Annotated in this window: 13 protein-coding genes; all 13 read right to left on the bottom strand. The window is 60.5% G+C overall.

Annotated elements, in window-relative coordinates; all coding sequences use genetic code 11:
- Positions 1–31 precede the first annotated feature (31 nt).
- Entirely contained in the window at positions 32–1,885 is a 1,854-nt protein-coding gene (locus V5E99_RS23700) for a polyurethane esterase (protein ID WP_499804663.1), read from the bottom strand.
- A 112-nt stretch (positions 1,886–1,997) separates the two neighbouring features.
- A complete protein-coding gene (locus V5E99_RS23695; protein WP_499804662.1) occupies positions 1,998–3,695 on the bottom strand; it encodes a polyurethane esterase in 1,698 nt (565 codons plus the stop codon).
- Positions 3,696–3,718: 23 nt separating this feature from the next.
- Positions 3,719–6,778, bottom strand: coding sequence for an autotransporter domain-containing protein (locus V5E99_RS23690; RefSeq protein ID WP_499804661.1), 3,060 nt, complete (start codon positions 6,776–6,778; stop codon positions 3,719–3,721).
- Positions 6,779–6,985: 207 nt separating this feature from the next.
- On the bottom strand, positions 6,986–9,946 hold the full coding sequence (gene eprS / locus V5E99_RS23685) for an autotransporter serine peptidase EprS (RefSeq protein ID WP_499804660.1): 2,961 nt from the start codon (positions 9,944–9,946) through the stop codon (positions 6,986–6,988).
- A gap of 128 nt (positions 9,947–10,074) precedes the next feature.
- The gene (locus V5E99_RS23680) at positions 10,075–11,427 is read right to left on the bottom strand and encodes a TolC family outer membrane protein (protein ID WP_499804659.1); all 1,353 of its coding nucleotides are present in this window, start codon (positions 11,425–11,427) and stop codon (positions 10,075–10,077) included.
- A gap of 14 nt (positions 11,428–11,441) precedes the next feature.
- On the bottom strand, positions 11,442–12,791 hold the full coding sequence (locus V5E99_RS23675; protein ID WP_499804658.1) for an HlyD family type I secretion periplasmic adaptor subunit: 1,350 nt from the start codon (positions 12,789–12,791) through the stop codon (positions 11,442–11,444).
- Entirely contained in the window at positions 12,788–14,560 is a 1,773-nt protein-coding gene (locus tag V5E99_RS23670) for a type I secretion system permease/ATPase (RefSeq protein ID WP_499804657.1), read from the bottom strand. The genes V5E99_RS23675 and V5E99_RS23670 overlap by 4 nt, the downstream gene beginning before the upstream one ends.
- A gap of 198 nt (positions 14,561–14,758) precedes the next feature.
- The gene (locus V5E99_RS23665; protein ID WP_499804656.1) at positions 14,759–15,103 is read right to left on the bottom strand and encodes an AprI/Inh family metalloprotease inhibitor; all 345 of its coding nucleotides are present in this window, start codon (positions 15,101–15,103) and stop codon (positions 14,759–14,761) included.
- Positions 15,104–15,278: 175 nt separating this feature from the next.
- Positions 15,279–16,712 (bottom strand): serralysin family metalloprotease, encoded by a 1,434-nt coding sequence (locus V5E99_RS23660; RefSeq protein WP_499804655.1) that lies wholly within the window; start codon positions 16,710–16,712, stop codon positions 15,279–15,281.
- Positions 16,713–17,143: 431 nt separating this feature from the next.
- Positions 17,144–17,575, bottom strand: a complete 432-nt coding sequence (locus V5E99_RS23655; protein WP_499804654.1) for a hypothetical protein — start codon at positions 17,573–17,575, stop codon at positions 17,144–17,146.
- Between the two features lie 210 nt (positions 17,576–17,785).
- On the bottom strand, positions 17,786–18,871 hold the full coding sequence (locus V5E99_RS23650) for a polyamine ABC transporter substrate-binding protein (RefSeq protein ID WP_499804653.1): 1,086 nt from the start codon (positions 18,869–18,871) through the stop codon (positions 17,786–17,788).
- Between the two features lie 62 nt (positions 18,872–18,933).
- On the bottom strand, positions 18,934–19,275 hold the full coding sequence (locus tag V5E99_RS23645; protein WP_499804652.1) for a cupin domain-containing protein: 342 nt from the start codon (positions 19,273–19,275) through the stop codon (positions 18,934–18,936).
- A gap of 31 nt (positions 19,276–19,306) precedes the next feature.
- Entirely contained in the window at positions 19,307–20,713 is a 1,407-nt protein-coding gene (locus tag V5E99_RS23640) for an NAD(P)/FAD-dependent oxidoreductase (RefSeq protein ID WP_499804651.1), read from the bottom strand.
- Between the last annotated feature and the right edge of the window lie 35 nt (positions 20,714–20,748).

Genomic DNA, 20,748 nt, shown 5'->3' with positions numbered 1-20,748 from the left:
TGGGAGCAGGCTTGCTCGCGAAAGGGCCCTGTCAGGCAATAACGATCCCGCTACCGGACAAACTCGCCAGCCCAACCCCCACCAACGTCACCGAATCACCGCCAAACGTCAGCACGGTGTCATGCCCGACCGTCGTGGCATGCGCCCGGAAGTCATCGTTCGGCGCCACGCCCGCAACACCCATGAACACCAGTTTGTCGGTGGCCTGATAGCCGATCACCTTGTCCTGGCCAAATGCACCGCTGAACAGGAAGGTATTGATCCCGCCGCCGGACTCGATCAGGTCATTGCCCGCACCGCCGACAAACACGTCGTTGCCCTTGCCGCCGATCAAATGGTCGTTGCCGTCCAGGCCAAACAACCAGTCGCCGCTGGCATGTGCGGTGAGCGTATCGGCACCCGCCCCGCCCTTCACCGTCGAGGCGTATTGGGTAAGATTGCCGCCGACTTTCAAGCCATCCGCCGTGACACTGTGGGTCACGTCATCCTTGAACAGGCCCCACAGGAACGCCGGTTCCTTGGTGATGATGCTGCCGATGTCGCGGGTGATGCTGATGCCGCCATTGGCGTCCTTCACGTACAGGTTGCCGACGCCGTCATTGGCGAACGCGAAGTTCTTCACCGACTGCTGCAAGTCCAGCACGTTGTTGCCTTTGCCGCCAAGCAGGATGTTGTAGCCGCCACCGTCGCGGAATGTGTCGTTGCCATCCCGGCCTTCGAGGTAGTCGTTGCCCTGCCCGCCCTGGATCAGATCATTGCCGTCGCTGCCGATGATGAAGGTGCTGCCCTTGTGGGTTTCGGCGTTGCGGTTCAAATCCTGGACCCAGGTGTTGGCCCGCGCCGGGTCTGAGAGGTTGGCGACGATGATGGTCGAGTCTTTGCTGGTAAGGTCGTAGAACTTCGACTCGATCACCCGGTTCATCCCGTCGCCATACGCCGTCGGCAAGTGCGAAATCCAGGTCGGAACGTTGAGGATGGAGAACGGCAACACGTTCCACGCCGTCGAGGCGTAGTGATCGTTGAAGCTGACGATGTTGTCGGTCGCCGAGGCCTTGGCGCCGTCGTGCACGCCGACCGACGCCAGGTTGAAGGTCGAACCGTCGAGGGCGCGGAACACCGGATCGTTTTCGTAGCCGACGTTCAGCACTTTGTCGTTGCTGCTTTGGGTCGGCGAAGCGTAGGCGATGTAGTTCGAGTCCTTGTAGAAGCCGCCCCACTTGTCAGTGCTCAGGTCCGCCGCGCTGTTGACCGCCAAACCGCCGAGGCTGTGGCCGCTGAACAACACGTCTTTGCCCGACAGGCCATTGGCACTGGCAAACGCCGCCACATTGCCAAGCAGTTTGCCAAAGGCTTCGCCGACGTAGTTCTTGGCGTAGTCCTTGGGCCCTAGCGCTGCCAGCAGGTCATTGATTGCGTCGCCGATGGAGTCCCCGATGAGGATTTCCCGTGGACCGCTGGTGCCACGAAAAGCCACGCCGATTTCCGTGAGATGGCCCTGGGCGTCGTATTTGCCGAGGATCTCGACCTGCGCGCTGGTGAACCCGGCCTTCTCGCCGTAGAAGGTTCCGCGGGCGTCGGTCTTGCCGTCATAGCCCAGTTGCGAAGCGGTGATCGGCGTCCAACCAGCCTTTTTCACCGCGTCCAGTGCGAGTTTTTCAGAATCGGGATTCCACGGCACGCCGGGAATGACGCCCTGGGAATCGGTGCCGCCAATCAGCGCGGTGACCAACGTCCCCGGCAGCCCGAGGCCGAAACCGTTGTGCTGATAACCGGCGGCAAAGCCGTTATCGAGGTTGTGATAGGAGTACAGCGTGATCGCCATGGCGTCGCTGAACAATGCCTTGGACCCGGCCGAGCTGAAATTCTTGTAGTCGTACACACCCATTGATATTGCCTCTCTCGTGGTTGGAATTGTCAGAGATAGCTCACAACCAGGACGCCTCACTGACGAGGCGCCCCGGAGCCTTTAGTGCATGCCGCTGTTGTTACGCGAAGGGTTACGCGAAGGTGATGCCGGAAGCCGACAGGTTATCCAGCCCAACGCCTACAAGGGTGACGGCAAAATCGCCAATCTTGAGCACCGTGTCATGGCCGGACTGGGTCGCGTGTTGCTTGTAGTCATAGCCCTGTCCCGCGCCTTGCACGCCCAGGAACACCAGTTTGTCGCTGCCCTGGTAGCCATTGAGCGCGTCGAAACCGAAGGCACCGCTGAACAGGAAGGTGTTGTTGCCGCCACTGGCATGCATCACGTCATTGCCCGCGCCACCGACGAAGGTGACGTGGCTCTTGTCGCTGCGCAGCAGGTCGTCGCCGGCGTTGCCGAACAGCCAGTCGCCATCGACGGTGGCCGCCAGGGTATTGCCGTAGGCGTCGCCATTAAGCGAATGGTTGTAGTGGGTCAACTCAGTGCCGTTGAGTAAGCCATTGGCCGTGACGTTGTAAGTGACGTCCTTAGTGCCGAACCATGAGCCAGGTTCCTTGCTCACCAACGCGCCGATATCGCGGGTCAGGCTGATGCCGCCGTAGGCGTCGCGCACATAGAGCGTGCCATCGCCGTCGTTGGCAAAACTGAAGTTCTGCAAGGGCTTTTGCAGCTCGAAGGTGTTGCTGCCCTTGCCGCCCAGCAGGATGTTGTAGCCACCGTCATCGCGAAACCGGTCGTTGCCGTCGCGGCCCTCGATAAAGTCATTGCCGGCGCCGCCCTTGAGCAAGTCATTGCTGTCGGTGCCGATGATGAAGGTGCTGCCGGTGTGCGGCTCACCGCTGCGGCCCAGGTCCTCGACCCAGGTTTTACCCCGGGAATCGAGCGCCAGGTTGGAAACGATCAGCGTCGAGTCCTTGCTGGTGAGGTCGTAGAAATTTGAACCGATCACCCGGTTCAAGCCGTCGGCGTAGCCCAGCGAGCCATGGGCCGACCAGTTCAGCGGGTTGAGGATGCTGAAGGGCACCAGGTTCTGCGCGGTGGAGGCGTACTGGTCATTGAAATTGACGATGTTGTTGGTCGCCGAGTCCTGATGACCATCGTGTTTGCCCAGGGAGCCGCTGCTGAACGTGGTGCCGTCGAGCACACGAAACACCGGGTCGTTCTCGTAGCCGATATTCAGCACGTTGTTGCCGCTGGCGCTCTGGGTCGGCGAGGCGAACGCCACATAGCTGGCGTCCTTGAAGAACCCGCCCCAGTTGCTGGCGGCGAGTTCCGCGACGCTGTTGACGCCGAGTCCACCGAGGCTATGGCCGCTGATCAACACGTCCTTGGCGCTCAGGCCATGGGCGATGGCGAACGCGGCGACGTCCTTGAGCAAGGTGTCGAACGCACTTTTGGCGTAGTTCTTCGCGTAATCCACTGGGCCGACGGCGGCCAGCAGGTTGTTTTTCATGTCGCCGAAGGTGTCGCTGTAGCCCAGGCCACCGGTGCCGCGAAACGCCACGCCGAGGCCGATCAACTTGCCGGCGGCGTCGTACTTGCCGAGCACCTCGGCTTCGGCGCTGGTGAAGCCGTCCTTCTCGCCATAAAACGTGCCTTGGGCGCCGACTTTGCCCTGATAACCCAGGGCCGAAGCCTGAATCGGCGCCCAACCGGTGGCCGGCAATGGCTGGCCGGTTGGTGTGTAGGCGTACAACGTCAGTGCGATGGCGTCGCTGTACAACGCTTTGCCCGCCGCACTGCCGGCATTTTTGTAATCAAACAGTCCCATGTCTTTGCTTCCTTAGCGTCAAATCAGAACTGCCAGTCGAGGGTCAGGCCTACGCCGTGATCCTTCTCGTTGGAACCCAGCAGTGCGTTGTAATCCAGGTTTACGCGAGTAGCTTTGTTCAAGGCCAACCCGGCGCGCAGGCCGACGACGGCGGCGTTGCGGTCCATCGACACGCTCTGCACGTTGAACCCGGTGTTGCCGTTGGCAAACGCCAGGTGTTGATCGGTATCGACACTGCTCAAGTTGTGCTGCCAGCCGAGGCTGCCGGACAGTTCGAGGCTTTTCCGGTCGGACAGCGCAATGGCTTTGCTCGCTCGCAGACCGAGGGTCGACAGCACGGCGTCGCGATTGTCTTCACCGCCCTTGAGCGCGGCGGCATCCCCTTTCTCGGTAAAGCTTTCGCTGTTCAAGTGCACATAAGCCAGTTTGGCGAACGGTTCCAGGGCCAGGGGTTGCAGATCCAAACGATAAGCCGCTTCGGTGAACACCTGCGCGGTGCTCGCGTCGTGTTTGGTCTTCTGCTTGCCGCTGACATCGGCGAATTGCAGGTCACGTTTCGCATCGATTCGATGCCAGCTATAGGCACCACCGACGCTCAGGCGCAGGGCCTCGATTTCATGCCCCAGGTACGCACCCAAGTGGTAGCTGTCGACCGAGGCCGACGAATGCGTGCCGTCGCCCATGCTCAACGAACTGTCGCTATACCCGGTGACGAAACCTAGACGGGTATCTTTAGCGACCAAGCCATCGCCACCCACCAGCAAACCGCCGATGGAACTGTTGGAACTGGCGTTGTCGTGACCGCCGTCGCTCTTGCCCCAAGCGCCCAGGACCTTGACCCACAGGTTGCTCTTGTCGTCGGTCGGCGCGCCGGCGTCGAACAGGTCACGTTCACGCAGACGCTCGCTGACCGCATCACGCAGATAACGGCTGTCGTTGATCAGCATCGTGCCAATGGCCGGGTGAATCTCCCCGGACAGTTGCTGGAACGCTTGCTGGGCCACCGCCGCGTTCGGTGCCAGCAGCAGCGTTTCGTACAACGCATTGCCCGCGCCCAATTGCTCGGCGGCAGCGGCGACGGCGCGCTGGTTCGGGGTCTGGCCGACATCGCTGAAGGCCGTCGCATTGCGCTCCACCGCCAGTTGAATCCCGGTGGCCGAGTAATCCAGGGCGCCGCCGATAAACAGGTAGTTCGGCAATACCGCGCCGAACTGCCCCTGGATACCCCCCGCCGCTTGCAGGATGTTGTACTGATGGCCGAGCAAGCTTTGCGTCTGGGCGGTGGTCAGCAAGGTCGGGCTGTTTTCCAGGGACAGACTGACGGTGGCGCCATCGATCACGGCTTTGCCGCCCGCGACGATCTGGTCGCTACTCGTGGGTGACAGTTCCACGGCGTAGGTCGAACCTCGCTCGAAGACCACGTCGCCGGCTACCTGCAAGGTGCCGATGGAATTGCCCGGCGCCACGGTGCCGCCGCTTTTCGCGGTCAATGCGCCGATACGGCCGTTACCGCCGAGGATGCCGCTGTCATTGACGGTGACGGCGGAGGCCAGCGAACCGTTAATCGCCAGGCGCCCCTGATTGACCAGGGTCGGGCCGGTGTAAGTGTTGGCGCCGGTCATCACCAGCGTGCCGATGCCTTGTTTGGTCAAGCCACCGTGACCGGAAATATCGTTGCGCCAGGTGTCGAGCCCGCAGTGCACGTCGTTGCACACGCGCTCGGTGGGTTTGCCGGCATCGATGATCGCGCCGATGCCGGGCAGGTCCGCGACAAACTGGCTGGAACCGTAGGCACCTTGAATGCGGAATTCTTCAGGGACGTCTTGCTCGGTGACGAACATCGCCGGGCCATTGATGCCCTTGCCCAGGTTGATCATGCCCCAGCCGTAAAGCGCATCGACACCGGGCGCGCCAAGGTCAGTCGCGGTGGTGCGCAATACGCTGGCGACCTGGGCGCCGGTCATGTACGGGAAGCGCTCCATCAACACCGCCATGGAACCGGCCACGTGCGGCGCGGCCATCGAGGTGCCGTTGTAGTTGGCGTAACCGGTACCGACATTGTCGGGGTCGGTGCCGCTGATGATCGAGCTGTAAATTTTGCTGCCCGGTGCCGACACGCAGTAACTCGCGGTATAGCCGCAGCGCGAGGAAAAGGTGCTGATGCCGTAGGTCAGGTCCGGGTTCTTTTGCAGCGCGGCGACGGTGATCCAGTTCGGCGCAATGTCCGGTACGAAATACGCCAGGCCTGCGATGGCGTCTGGGTTGTTGAGGTTGTAGTCGTTACCGGCGGCGAAGATCGTCACGATGCCGCTGCGGGCCGCCGCGATGGCGCCGTCATAGGCTCCGCCCGGTTTGGTGCCGAGCAAAGGCTGGATTTCGTTGAACTGCAACTGCGCGTCTTGCACGGTGAAGTGCGGATACGCCGGGTTGCGCCCGCCGAGGTCGAAGCGATCGGTGATACCGATGCCCCAACTGTTGTTGATGATCCGCGCGCCGCTGGCGATCAGGGCATCCCAACCGGCCTTGTAGACGGCGCCGTCGTTGCCGCGAATGATCCCGTCCTCGGGACCCGGGTCGCCGTTGTCGGCGCTGAGGATCTGCGCGCCAAACGCCACGCCGTGCATCGGGCCACCGTCGCGGCTGCCGGCAGCGATCCCGCCGACGTGGGTGCCGTGGGCGCCGAGCTTGCCGTCGGAGCCGACCGAGGGCGCGCCGTCATAGCGGAACGCATCCCCGGCTTTGACCGGAATGTACGGGTCGGTGTATTCGCGAATGCCACTGGTGACCAGGTTGATCACCTTGTTGGTGCCGGAAAACTCCGTGTGCGCCGCATAGACCGGTTGGTCGAAGATCCCCAGTTTCACGCCTTTGCCGGTGTAGCCGGCGGCGTAGGCGTCCTGGGCGTTGATCGCGCCAACGCCCCAATCGGCATTGAACTCGGCACTGCGCCAACTGTTCGGGTCACCGAGCTTGCCGTTTTCCACGTAAGGCGCGGCATGGGCGGTGCCCAGGGTCGCCAGTGCGCAGAGCACGGCGAGGTTGAGGGTTTTCAGGGCAAATGTGTTGTTGTTTTCAAGCTTCATCCAACGACCATCCTTAGTTGTGTTGCCAAATATCCGTGTGCAGTGCCGTAGGCTCTGGTTCCCGGCAGAACCCGTGGGAGCGGGCTTGCTCGCGAAGGCGTCGCACCAGTCAACATAAGTGTTGGCTGACAGTCCGCCATCGCGAGCAAGCCCGCTCCCACAGGGTTTTGCTTAACCGGAGGCGAACCAGCTCACCACTTAACGTGTTTAAAACTGCCAATTGAGGCTAAGCCCCACGCCATGGCTCTTCTCGCGGCTAGCCAATTGACCGTTGTAATCGAGGTTCAAGCGAATGTCGCGGCTCAGGGCCAGGCTGGCATGGGCGCCGAGCAGTGCGGCATCGCGCACCAGCGGCGAGCTCTCCACCGAGAACGGTGTGCTGCCGCTGGCAAACGCCAGGCGTTGTTCGGAGTCGGTGCTGCTGAGGTTGTGCTGCCAACCGAGGCTGCCGCTCAAGTCGAGTTGCTGCTGACTGCTCAGGTTGACGGTTTTCAGTGCCCGCAGGCCCAAGGTGCTGAGCACCGCATCACGGGTGTCGCCACGGCTTTTCAGCGCCGCAGCGTCGCCTTTTTCTGTGAAGCCTTCGGTATCGAGGTGCACGTAAGCCAGATTGGCGAACGGTTCCAGCGCCACGGGTTGCAGGTTCAGGCGATACGCCGCCTCGCCGAAGACTTGGGTGGTCGCCGCATCGACTTTGGCTTTCTGCTTGGCGCTGACGTCGCTGTGTTGCAGGTCACGTTTCACATCAGCGCGATGCCAGCTGTAGGCGCCGCCCGCACTGAGCCGCCAGGCGCCCAATTCGTGGCCGGCGTAAACGCCCAAGTGATAGCTGTCGACCTTGGCCGAGGAATGCGTCCCCGCGCCCATGTTGACCGAACGGTCGCTGTAACCGGTGACGAGGCCGATCCGGGTCTGCTCATCCAGCGCCCCATCGACACCCGCGAGCAACCCGCCAATCGAGCTGGTGTAGCCAGCGGTGTCGTGACGGTCATCGGTTTTGCCCCAGGCGCCGAGAGCCTTGATCCAGCCATTGCTTTGCGCACCTTTGACGTCGCTGAGGCGCTCGCCCAGCGCATCGCGCAGGTAACGACTGTCGTTGATCAACACCGAACTCAGGGCCGGGGAGATTTCCCCCGACAACTGCTGGAATGCCTGTTGCGCCGAACTCGCGGACGGTGACAGCAGCAGGCTTTCGTAGACCGCATTGCCGGTGCCCAGCCCTTCCACGGCACTGGCGACGGCACGCTGGTTCGGCGTTTGGCCGACGCTGGCGAAGCTTGTGGTGTTGCGCTCGACGTTCAGTTGAATGCTGTTCGCCGCGTAATTGAGCGTTCCGCCGATAAACAGGTAGTTGGGCAGGACCGCGCCGAATTGACCCTGCACGCCGCCAGTCGCTTGCAGAATGTCGTACTGATGACCGAGCAGGCTTTGCACTTGAGCGGTGCTGAGCAAGGACGGGCTGTTTTCCAGGAACAGACTCACGGTGGCGCCGCTGACGGTGGCCGTGCCGCTGGCGACGATTCGATCGCTGCGGGTCGGCGACAGCTCCACGGCGTAGGTTGAGCCAGGCGCAAAGGTCACATCACCATTGACTTGCAAGGTGCCGATGGAATTTCCCGGCGCCACGGTGCCGCCCGAGTTGGCGATCAACCCGCCGATGCGCCCGGAGCCGCCGAGGGTGCTACTGTCATTTACGGTCACGTTTGAGGCCAGGGAACCGTTGACCGCCAGCAGGCCGCCATTGACCGTGGTCGGTCCGCGATAGGTGCTGTCGCCGGTTAGCATCAGCCCCCCGGCGCCGGACTTGATCAGGCTGCCTTCGTAGACGCGGCTGGCGGCTGCGGCATCCCGCGCCATGCCCACGGCGTAGTCGGTCTGATCCTGTTGACTGGCGCCCGCTGCCAGGCCGTTTTGCCAGCCTTTGACTTGCAAGGTCTGTTGCCACGCCGTGTGTTCGGCGGCGTCTTCGGCCTGGCGCTGGATCAACGCCTTGTCGCTGATGCCGTTGCTCCACACGTCGCTCTGCCCTGCCCCAAGATGGGCGTCGAACCCGCCGAGCAATTGCCCCGGCCCGTGCATCGCCCGATCAAGGTTGGCCACGCCCCAGCCGACCTGGGTGTTCGGCGCATTGGTGATCGAACCGTCGAGTTGCGTCGCGGTGCTCAGCAGCACTTGCAGCGCTTGCTGGTTGTTCATGTACGGGTAGCGTTCCATCACCAGCGCCAGGGCGCCCGTGGCGTGGGGTGCGGACATTGAGGTGCCGGACTTGATCGCGTAACCGCCATCGAGAATGGTGCTGTCGATCTTCGCGCCGGGGGTGGTGATGCACCAATACTTGGCGAGGCCGCACTGGTTGTACTTCTGCTGATTGGCTTGATCCAGCCCGGAGACGGCCAGCCAGTGGCCTTCAAGGTCGGGCTGGAAGTACGGCAGCGCCGAGCGCACGCTGGCATTCGGGTAACCGCTGTTGCCGGCGCTGAATACGTTAACCACGCCGCGACGGGAAGAAACATCGGCGGCGGCATCCAGCCACGTGCCTTTGTTGAAGTGTTGGGCGTAGGCCGCGTGCAAATCATCCAGCGTGCGGTAGCTGACGTCCGGCGGCTGACTGCCCCAACTGTTATTGATCGCCCGCACACCGGCATCCGCCAAAGCGTTGTAAGCCGCTTTGAAATATTGCGGATCGGGGTTGGGGCCGAACAGGAAGCTGTCGTTCTTGTTGGTGTTGGCGACATAGACCTCCGCGTTGTACGCCACGCCGTGCATGCCGCTGCCATCCCGGGAGGCGCCGATGGTGCCGGTGACGTGGGTGCCATGGGAGTCGTTGTTGGGGTTGAGCGTGCCGGCGACGTTGAACGGCGCGCCATCGACGTAGCTGCCACGGGTCATCACCGCGTGATAACGGCTAGTAGCGAACTCGGGATGGCTGGAATCGAAGCCGGAATCCAGTTCACCAACCTTCACGCCTTTACCGGTGATACCGGCGGCGTAGGCTTGATCAGCCTGCATCCGGGCCAGGCCCCAATCGCGCTGGAACTCGGGCGAACGCCAACTGGCGGCGTCGCCGGGTGTACCGGTTTCGAGGTATTGAGCCTGGACTGCCGCAGACATCACACAAACTGCGAGCAATAGTGTGCCGACCGAAATCGGCTTGATTTGAACGTCCATGTCTTCTCACTTTTTTTGTTTTTTGTAGGAGCTGCCGCAGGCTGCGATCTTTTAGCGTCTGCAAGATCGTTGGGACATCAAAAGATCGCAGCCTTCGGCAGCTCCTACGCGATCTTTCCTTCAGGTCGTTATCGGGTGTTCGGGCCCAGGCCAAAGGCCTCGTCCACCTTGGCCAGATCCTGCTCGTTCAAGGTTCCGGCGTAGTAATGCAACTTGGTCCACGCCATCAGGTAGTCATAGCGGGCCTGGGCCAAATCACGGCGGGTGGTAAATAGCTGTTGTTCGGCGTTCAACGCATCGAGGTTGACCCGTTCGCCGCCAAGAATGCTTTGCTTGGTCGACACCACCAGCGCTTCGGCGGAGATCAGGGCTTTTTGATAGGCGCGCAGTTTGCTCACCCCCGACAGGCAGGCGCTGAACTGGCGGCGCAGCTCGATCAGGGTTTCCCGGGTCTTGCCGTCCAGTTCGTATTCGGCCTGTTCCATGGTGCGGCTGGCCTGACGCGTGGATGCCGAAACCCCGCCGCCGGCATACAACGGCACGTTCACTTCGATACCAATGGTGTTGGTGTCGTAGCGCTGGTTGTAGGTGTTGCCACTTTCCGATTCGTTCTGGCGCACGGCGGCATAGGCGCTGACTTTGGGCAGGTGCCCGGCGCGGTTGCGTTCGACCTCATAGCGCGCCACTTCCACGGCCTGGCGCTGGGAGGCCAGGTTCGGGTTATTGGCCACGGCCATCTCGTGCCAGGTGTCGTAGTTGGCCGGTTGTAAGGTAAAGGTCTGGAAGTTCTGGTCCAGCGGCGCCAGGTCACCAATGTTGACGGCCGGAACGCCGATCAGCGCGCCCAGTTCGCGCAATGACGCGTCCTGCTCATCCCGCGCTTCGATTTCCTCTGCCGTGGCCAGTTCATAACGGGACTCGGCTTCGAGAATGTCGGTGCGCGTGCCCTCGCCCTGGCGAAACATGTGTTCGTTCTGCTGGAACTGTTGTTCGAAAGCCTTCTTCTTCGCTTGCGCGATGTCGATCTGATCCTGGGCAAACAACGCCTTGGTGTAGTTCTCCAGCACCCGCACCAGTAATTCCTGGCTCTTGCCACGAAAGGCTTCGTCGGCAAACAGCGATTGCGCCACGCCTTTGCGGTACGACGCGTACGCCTCGTAGTCGAGCAACGGTTGTTGCAGGGTCAGGGTCGAGCCGTAGCTGCTGTAGTTGCGGTTCTCGGTGAAGTCTGGCCGCCCTTCATTAATCTGGGTGACCTTGGAGGTATTACGCCCCTTGTTGTAGTTGTAACCGACTTTTGGCAACAGCCCGGCACGGCCGATGATGCGATTCTCAAGGCCGGCATCCCGTTCCTTGATGGCACCGAGGAACACCGGATCATTGCGCAACGCCTGTTCGTAGATTTCAAACGGCCCCAGGGCCATCGCACTGTTGCACGTCAGCAACGCCAAGGCTGCCCCGAGCATGGAAAGCTTATTCATACAGCCGAACATCCTTATTCCTCGGTCAACGCGGAGCCTGCCCGGTCGAGCAGCGGTTTGAACAGATAGTTGAGGAGTGAACGTTCACCCGTGCGCACGAACATTTCCGCCGGCATGCCGGGCTTGATCACCAAACCGTGGAGTTTTTCCATGGCCTGGTCACTGACGCTACTGCGCAAGACGTAATACGGCGCACCGGTTTTCTCGTCGATCATCTGGTCGGCAGAAATCAGGCTGACTTCGCCCGGCACACGCGGGGTGCGGCTCTGGTTGAACGCGGTAAACAGAATGTCCACCGGCAGGTGCGTGCCGACCTTGTCGATCAGGTTGATCGGCAAGTGCCCTTCCACTTCCAGGGTGGTGCCCTGGGGGACGATTTCCAGCAGGGTTTCGCCCTGACGCACCACGGCGCCTTCGGTGTGAACCCCAAGGTTGACCGCAATGCCGTCAGCGGTGGCGATGATCTCGCGGTGCTGCAAATCGAACCCGGCGGAGGTCAGTTGCTCCTTGAGGGTCACGCTTTTGAGTTGCGCGTCGGCCAGTTGGGTGCGGACTTCTTTCTGGTATTCCTCGATGTGCTGTTGCAGCTTGAGCTTCGCTTCGAGGATGCCCTGCTCTACCCGGCCGCTTTCGCCGGTGTTTTCCGCCAGTTGTTGCTGCACTTGCGACAACTGACGCTGGTATTCCATCAGCCGGTTGCGCGGGATGTAGCCGTTGTCGGCCAAGGGCTGAAGGTTGCTCAATTGCTGTTGCAGCGAACTCGCTTGGGCCGTCAGGTCGGTGCGCGCCCGGCGCATGCCGGCCAATTGCGCGCTGGCGCCTTCGATATTGGCGCGCAGCCCGCCCTGTTCACGGGCATAGGCTTCGCGGCGACTGCTGAATAATTGCCGCTGGCCTTCAAGCACCAGGGCCAGCCGTGGATCGGCGTCCTTGCTCAACGCTTCGGGAAACGTCACTTGCTTGAGGTTGTCCCGTTCGCTCTCCCAACGCGCCACGCTGGCCCAGGCCATGCGGTATTGCGCCTGCAACGAATCGACATCGGCGGCGGCCTGGGTCTGATCGAGCTGGAACAGCGGCTGGCCCTGCTTCACCACCTGGCCTTCGCGCACCAGAATCCGGCTGACCACGCCGTTGCCAATTGACTGCACGGCTTTGCGCTTGCCGGAAACGACGACAGTGCCTTGCACCGGGATACCTTGATCCAGCGGCGCAAGGCTGGCCCAGGTGAAAAAACTGCCAGCGCCGACGATCGCCAGAATCCAGCCCATGCGGGCGAAGAACCGGGCGTCACGTTCAGGGCGCTCGGCGATGTAATCGTGTTCCATGGTCGTTTCGTTTTCAGTGTTCATGCGTGCGCTGCTCATACACCCGAATTCCTTGTCGTGGGCTGATACTGCCGGCTCATGCTGAGCCCGCCCGGTGTCTGCGCGGTTTTTTGTTCCTGGTTGGCGGATTGATTGCCGGACAGCGCCTTGAGCACATCCTGGCTCGGACCGAACGCCTGCAAACGACCGTCGTTGAGCACCAGCAATTTGTCGGCCTGGGCCAGGGCCGAGGAGCGGTGAGTCACCAAAATCACACTGGTGCCCCGGGCTTTCATATGAGCGATGGCCCCGGCCAGTGCCGCTTCACCGACGGTGTCGAGGTTGGAATTCGGTTCATCCAGCACCACCAGACTCGGGTTGCCGTACAGGGCGCGGGCCAGGGCCACGCGCTGCTTCTGCCCCCCGGACAAACCGCTGCCGTCTTCGCCGAGCACGGTGTCGTAGCCTTGGGGCATGCGCAGGATCATTTCGTGGACCCCGGCGTGTTGCGCCGCTTCCACGACTTGCTGCGGGTCGGTCTCACGAAAACGCGCGATGTTTTCCGCGATGCTGCCGCTGAACAATTCGATGTCCTGGGGCAGATAGCCGATGTACGGGCCGAGGTCGTCGCGGTTCCAGCGATGGATGTCTGCGCCGTCGAGCCGCACCGTGCCGCCGAGGGTCGGCCACACACCGACCAGCACTCGGGCCAGGGTCGATTTGCCGGAACCGGACGCCCCCAGCACACCCAGTACTTCACCGGCACCGAGGCTGAAATTGACCATGTGCAACGTCGCGGTACGCGAGCCCGGAGGCCCGGCGCTGACTTGCTCGAAGCTGATCTGCCCTTTGGGCGCGGGCAGCGCCATGGCTTCGTCACTCGGTGGATAGGCTTGCAGCAAGGCATCGAGGCGACGATAAGCGAGTTTTGCGCCGCTCCATTGCTTCCAGACCGCGATCAGTTGATCGATGGGGCTCAGCACCCGGCCCATCAAAATGGAACCGGCAATCATCATCCCGGCGGTCATGTCACCCTTGATCACCAGCAGTGCGCCCAAGCCCAACACCAGCGATTGCAGGCACAGACGCAGGGTTTTGCTCAGGGAGCTGATCACCGCGCCGGTGTCGCTGGCCTGGTTTTGCAGGCCGAGAAAACGCGAATGCGCCTGGAACCAACGCTTGCGCAAGGCCCCGAGCATGCCCATCGCCTGGATGGTTTCGGCGTTGTGCAAGTGGCTGGTGGCCAACTGGCTGGACTTCTGGGAATAACCGGCGGCCTCGCCCAACGGCTTTTTGGTCATGGCTTCGTTCAGGCACGCGAGCCCGATCAGCAGCACCGCACCGGCGGTGGCCAACACGCCCAACCAGACGTTGAACAGGAAAATCACGAACAGGTACACCGGGAACCACGGAGCGTCGAAGAACGCAAACAGCGCCGGGCCCGTAACGAACTGGCGAATATGGGTCAAATCACCCAGGGATTGCCCGGCATTGCCTTCGCCCTTGAACAGGTTGCGTTCGAACGCGGCTTGATAAACCCGCAGGTTGAAGCGGCGCTCCAATTGGCTACCGATGCGGATGACAATAAAACTGCGCACGATCTCCAGCAACCCGATGAAGACAAAGAACCCCACCACCATCAAGGACAACATGGCCAGGGTGGTTTCGTTTTGCGAAGACAGCACCCGGTCATAGACCTGGAGCATATAAATAGACGGGACCAGCATCAGCACGTTAATCAGTGCGGTAAAACATCCGACGCTGATCAGGATGCTTTTATAGTCGCCCAGTGCCTTGAATAATGGTGCGGTGCCTGGGGGCTTCGGCATCTTCATTGTTTTTCCCTGAGATGATAGCCCTCGCCATTCTTTGACGAGGTGTTCAATTAACTGTCCGCACACAGGCAAGGCATGCATCGTCAACTAGCGCTTACAAACGAATAACAATTCTCTTGATTAACCAAGAGGCATGACTATTGATCGGCGGCTTATAAAGGCAATTGACGAGTTCTGTTCTTGTTCTTTTACTTAATGTGGCGCACGCACTAGCGTAATGATCAGACCCGACTTCAAAGTACTTTGATAAAGGCCTTCTCGCTGTCGACTGAAAAACACAATTCTTGAGCCTTCCTTGCCGGTAATCGCGATGCCGTCGGGTTCCGGGAACCAGCCAATGGCCGGCTCGTCCAGCCACGCGCCGAGGCACTCGGCACCCTTGCCCAGGGTCTGGTTTTGTTCAAGGTCGATAAGGCAGACGTTCGACGGCTTGTCCTGCATCGCTTGGGACTGCGGGGTGTCTTGCGCGGTGTTCAAGGTCGCTTGCCACTTGCCGGCCAGCTCCGAGGGGTCCGCCAGTTTCAGGCTGCTTGCCATGGCTACATCTCCAAAAAACATCATCAGCGTCGCCAAAAGCCACGCGGTTGTTCGGTAGGTAAAGGCGTTATCGGTCATAGGACGTTTTACTCCGGCATGTAGCCTCACTCACAGCGCCCATCGATGCAAGGACAGAGCGCGGTGCACCTCGCGCCGCGCTCCTTTTTGCCTTGGATCAGGCCACGATGTCCGTGGTGACTGCCTGGCCCACGGTGCTGACGAGGAAATCAGCCACGCCGTGCCCGGAGAAGTCCACCGACAACAGGCTGTTGCCGCCCGAAGAGGTCAACACTGCGTCGCCTGCCGCACCGGTGAACGAGTTCACGAAGTGCAGGCCAGCGCCGTTGGTGATGCCGGTCAGGTCAATCTTGTCCAGGCCGCTGACAAAATCGAGGATCTGATCGGCCGCCCCTGGCTTGGAGTCGCTGCTGGCGGCAAACACGAAGGTGTCCGAACCCGAACCACCCCACAGTTTGTCCGCACCGCCCGCGCCGTAAAGGATGTCGTTGCCGGCACCGCCCTTCAGTTCGTTGGCCACGCTATTACCGATCAGCAGGTCGTTGCCCGAACCGCCAATGGCGTTTTCGATGATGGCGCCCTTGGCAATGGACACGTTACCTACCAGGCCGCCAACGTCGGAGAACGAGGCGTCATTGAGGTTGATCTTCTGGTTTTGGGTAAAACCGGAGAAATCCAGGGTGTCCTTGCCGCCCGCGTCCCACACCGAGAACACCAGTTTGTCGGCCGACGAACTTGCGCTCAGGAAATCACGGCCGGCGTTGGAGTTGAACCCGTAGGTGGTGTCACCGGTACGGGTTTCCAGGTTGGCGCCGTAGAGTTTCTGGATGGCCGCGATATCGTCCATCAGCGGTCCGGACGAGTAGGCTTCTACCCCGCCCTTGCTGAAGTTCTGGCTGGTATTGCTTTCACTCCAGTAACTCATGAGGCTGTAGCCACGGGTGTCCTGGCCGTAGGACGCGTCGTTGTAAGTCGGGTTGCCTTCGCCGGCGTTGTAGTCGCCAGGGTGAGACAGGCCCAGGGTATGGCCGATTTCATGGGTGAGCGTCTGACGCCCGTAATTGTTCACGCCCGGGGTCTTGTTGACGTTGTAACCGCTGCCGGTCAGGTACCAGGACTGGCCGTCATAACCCGGCTCGGTGCCCGGCAAGAAAGCAAACGCCGCCGCGCCGTCCTGGCCGCCGCTGTAGTTACCAAAGGTCATGTGGCCGTCGCCACCCTTGGACGCTTCAGCAAACGTGACATTGGCCACGTCGGCCCAGGATTGCATGGCGAGTACGGCTTGAGCTTTTTGCAGGGCGGTGAACTGACTGAAACCGGTGACGCCCAGGCCGCTGAAATTCGAAGTCTGGGAGGTCAGAAAGGTGTAGGTCAGTTCGATCTTGCCACTGCCGTTGAGATCGTGCCAGGAAGCACCATCGCGCAGCAGTTGCGTCGCGGCTTGATCCACCGAGAAGGAGGGTTTGCCATTGACCGTGAGATTGCCGCCCCGGTCATACTGATGGCTGAAACTGTTGATCTGATTCCACGCAGAGCTGGTAGCCGCCAATGCGTTCAGTGAATCAACAGCGGTGTCTTTTACTTTCGACATAAACACACTTCCTTGTTAATCAATGGAACAGTTTTTGTCCGACGGGACAATCTCTGGCGAGATCGTCCAATCACTCGCCCAATGAAGGCGTAAGAAACCTGACACAATTGGAAATCAATCGTCTAGTACTTTTTCGAGATAAAACTTGGCTGTTCGGGCAAGTGCCCGAAAACAAGGGATGAGGGATTGGAATATTGTTTACGGTGATGGAGCTTGAACTGATTGTCTGACAATTTAATATTTAATTATTAAATAGGGCTAAGTTAGAAATTGTCGATAGCGTCTCACTTTCCGGGCTTATTAATATGAGTGCCAGTGCATTGCCATCAACTAAATGAAAAACCGGGCAGCCACTAGCGTTGGCGAGGGGACATGCCCCTCGCACAAACCAGAAGTGTGGGCGGATCACCGATTGTGGCCGTGACCGTTTTTTATTTTGCCAATGGCGAACTGTCAGCAGCAGTCGAAATCCCGGTGATGTCGAAGTCGACGTCAATCTTGTAGCGGTTCCCGGCTTCATCTGCATGGGTCTCAAAATGCAAGCTGCCGTGGATACGCGTTGCGTCCTTGTCATTGTTAAAAAACAACGTGCCGATAATTCCCTTGTGAGCCAGGGCAAAATCCGGATGAAAGGTGGCGCTGCGCATCTCCGGCAACCTGCCAAGGTAGTAGGTGCCTGAGTTCGGATCACTGCCGAAAAGGGAGAAACTGATGGCCTCATTAGGCGTAGACGAGTACCCCCAGGCGTTAAGATCCCCACCCAAAGCTGACCGCCCCACCTCTACAGAGTTGAATTCCCGCACGGCTCCAGTCGTGGCGTGTGTGATTGTGCCCTTGATCGTACCCTCAACATTGTCAGTCATGACCTTACCTCCCAATTGATTGATCCTGCCCTGCAGGCAGCCAGATGATTCAATCAACAAACGGGAACAAAAAAACCTGTCATAACTGACAGGTTTTATGACCGTATTAGCATAACGCTGCGCTTGCGTTATGCCTTTCAGTTCACGTGCCCTCTATTTCAAGTAGCCGACGCCATTCGCCGGCACTCGAAGAGGCCATCGTCGAGCTGATCAACTCCCCGTCCGAATCTTGTTCCACACCCTTGTCCGAACCCGATCAATGTTCAGCGGCATCGCCTCAAGCGCGAACAATTTGCCCATCATTTCCGGGCTCGGATACACCTTGGTGTCGTTCTTGATCGCCGGGTCGATCAGGCTGTCAGCCTGTTCATTGCCATTGGCGTAGTGCACGTAGTTGCTGATGCTGGCCATGACGTCCGGGCGCAGCAGGTAGTTCATGAAGGCGTAGCCGGCCTTTTCGTCCGGGGCGTCGGCGGGCATGGCGACCATGTCGAACCAGATCGCGGCGCCTTCCTTGGGAATCGAGTAGCCGATGTCTACGCCGTTCTTGGCTTCCTTGGCACGGTTTTCCGCTTGCAGGATGTCGCCGGAGAAACCGACGGCCACACAGATGTCGCCGTTGGCCAGGTCGCTGGTGTACTTGGACGAATGGAAGTAGCTGACATACGGCCGGACTTTCATCAGCAGCGCTTCGGCTTTTTTATAGTCTTCCGGGTTTTTGCTGTGGTGCGGCAGGCCCAGGTAGTTGAGCGCTGCCGGCAGCAGTTCCGGGCCGTTGTCGAGGATGGCCACGCCGCACTTTTGCAGTTTGGCCATGTTCTCGGGCTTGAAGATCAGGTCCCAGGAGTCGACTGGCGCGTTGTCGCCCAACACCGCTTTGACCTTGGCGATGTTGTAGCCAATGCCGGTGCTGCCCCACAGGTACGGAAAGCCGTGCTCATTGCCCGGATCGTTGTTCTGCAACGCCTTCATCAATACCGGGTTGAGGTTCTTCCAGTTTGGCAACTGACTCTTGTCGAGTTTCTTCAGCGCCCCGCCCTCAATCTGCCGGGCCATGAAGTGGTTGGACGGAAACACCACGTCGTAACCGGATTTGCCGGTCATCAACTTGCCGTCGAGGGTTTCGTTGCTGTCGTAGACGTCGTAGCTGAAACCGATGCCGGTTTCTTTCTGGAAGTTCTTGGTGGTGTCGGGGGCGATGTAGTCCGACCAGTTGTAGATTTTCACGGTATCGGCGGCGTGGCCGAGGGTCGCGACGAGTGCAAGGGGCGCCAGGGTCAGTGTCTTTCGGATCATGAGTCGATTCCTGTGGGTGGCTGTTGTTATTGGCAGGCAATCAAAATCAAAAAATCAAAAAATCAAAAAATCAAAACGTAGGTCTTGCGCACGGTTTCCTGGATATCCCAGATACCGAGACTGTTGGCCGGCAACATCAGTGCATCGCCGGCTTCTATGTGCAGGGTTTCACCGCCGTTGGGGGTGAAGGTGCAGCGGCCCTGGATGAAGTGACAGAACTCCTGAGCAACGATCTGCCGGCGCCAGCGGCCGGGGGTACATTCCCAGACACCGGTTTCGACGCCGTCGTCGCGCTCGACGCTGGTGGTCGAGGCCACTGCCACGGGCGTGCCCAACGGCACGGCAACCGGGTTGGATTCGTCCAGCTTCAGGGTTGCGGTGTTCTTGAATTGCGTGATGCTCATGGGAGTACCTGTCTCTTTAGGAAAACGCCGTTTACTGCATGAAACCTTCCATGAACCCCGCCACGCCGCTGGCGAGTTTGCGCCGCCAGGGTGCGGTGGCCGGGTTGGCCAGGGTCTGGTCTTCGTGGACGAAACTGCGAATGATCGCGTTGTAGCCGAGCCAGCGGCAGGGCTCGGGTTCCCAGGCTTTCAGCGCGTCGAGGCCTCCTTGAGAGATGACCCAGGGCTGGCGTACCAAATCGGTATCGCGCTCCAGGATCAGATCGGCCAGGGTCCGCCCGCCCAAATTGCTGGCGCCGACACCCTCCCCGCCATAACCGCCGGACAGCGCGATGCCACTGGCCTGATCGCAGAGCATGTGTGGCCTGAAACGCCGGGACATGCCCAGGTTGCCGCCCCAGGCATGGGTGATGCGCACGTTTTTGAGTTGCGGAAACAGTTCGCCGAACAGGTAACGCCGCAGATCGACTTCGCTGCTGGTCAGGTCGAAGTCATGGCGCAACTTGCCGGCAAACTGATACCCACCCCGGGCGCCAAACACTAAACGGTTGTCGGCGGTGCGTTGACCGTAAGTCACTTGGCGGCTGCTCTCGCTGAAGGCCTGGCCCTGACTCAAGCCGATTTCGTCCCAGGTCGCGGCGGACAGCGGCTCGGTGGCCACCAACAGGCTCTGCACCGGCAACTGATAACGGCCCAGAGGTGGCAGCGTGACTGAATAGCCTTCTACCGCCGGCACGACCCAGCGGCTGCGAACTTCGGCTTTCGCCGTGCGCAGGCTGCCGGACTGCCACTGAGTGACCGGGCTGTTCTCATAGATCTTGACGCCCATGCGCTCCACCGTCCTGGCCAGACCGCGCACCAACTTTGCCGGGTGAATAGTCGCCACGTGCGGTGCATAAATACCGCCATAAGGCTTGGCCACTCTGATCTGTTGCGCCAATTGCTCGGGGCTGAGCCAGCGGTAATCGTTTTCGGTCAGGCCCTGGCTATAGAGTTTGTCCAGATAACTGCGCAGGCTGGTTTCCTGCTCGGGATAACGGGCCGCGCAATACAACACGCCCCCCTTGCGGTAATCACAGTCGATGCCTTCGCGTTCGAGGACGATCTCTACCTCGTCAGGAATGCCGTGCAACAGATCAAAGGAAGCGCGGCGTTGTTCGGCCGGCAGATCGGCGAGCAAACGGTCTTCGCCCAGCAAGTTGCCCATCAGCCAGCCACCATTGCGGCCCGAGGCGCCGAACCCGGCGGTTTGTGCTTCGACGATGGCTATTTCCAGGCCTGGTGCGAGGCGTTTGAGGTAATACGCAGTCCAGAGCCCGGTGTACCCGGCGCCGATGATGGCGACGTCGACTTCCAGGTCGTGTTCCAGGGCTGGACGGGCCAGCAACGGCTCGTCGAGTTGATCCATCCATAAACTGATCGTGCGCCACGCCGGCATAACAAGACTCCACCACTCAAACTTCGATGGGGTCG

Origin of the sequence: Janthinobacterium sp. LPB2021202312-11-4 (assembly GCF_037049705.1) — a bacterium.
Lineage (GTDB): Bacteria > Pseudomonadota > Gammaproteobacteria > Pseudomonadales > Pseudomonadaceae > Aquipseudomonas.
This window is presented reverse-complemented; position numbering and strand designations above follow the sequence as displayed.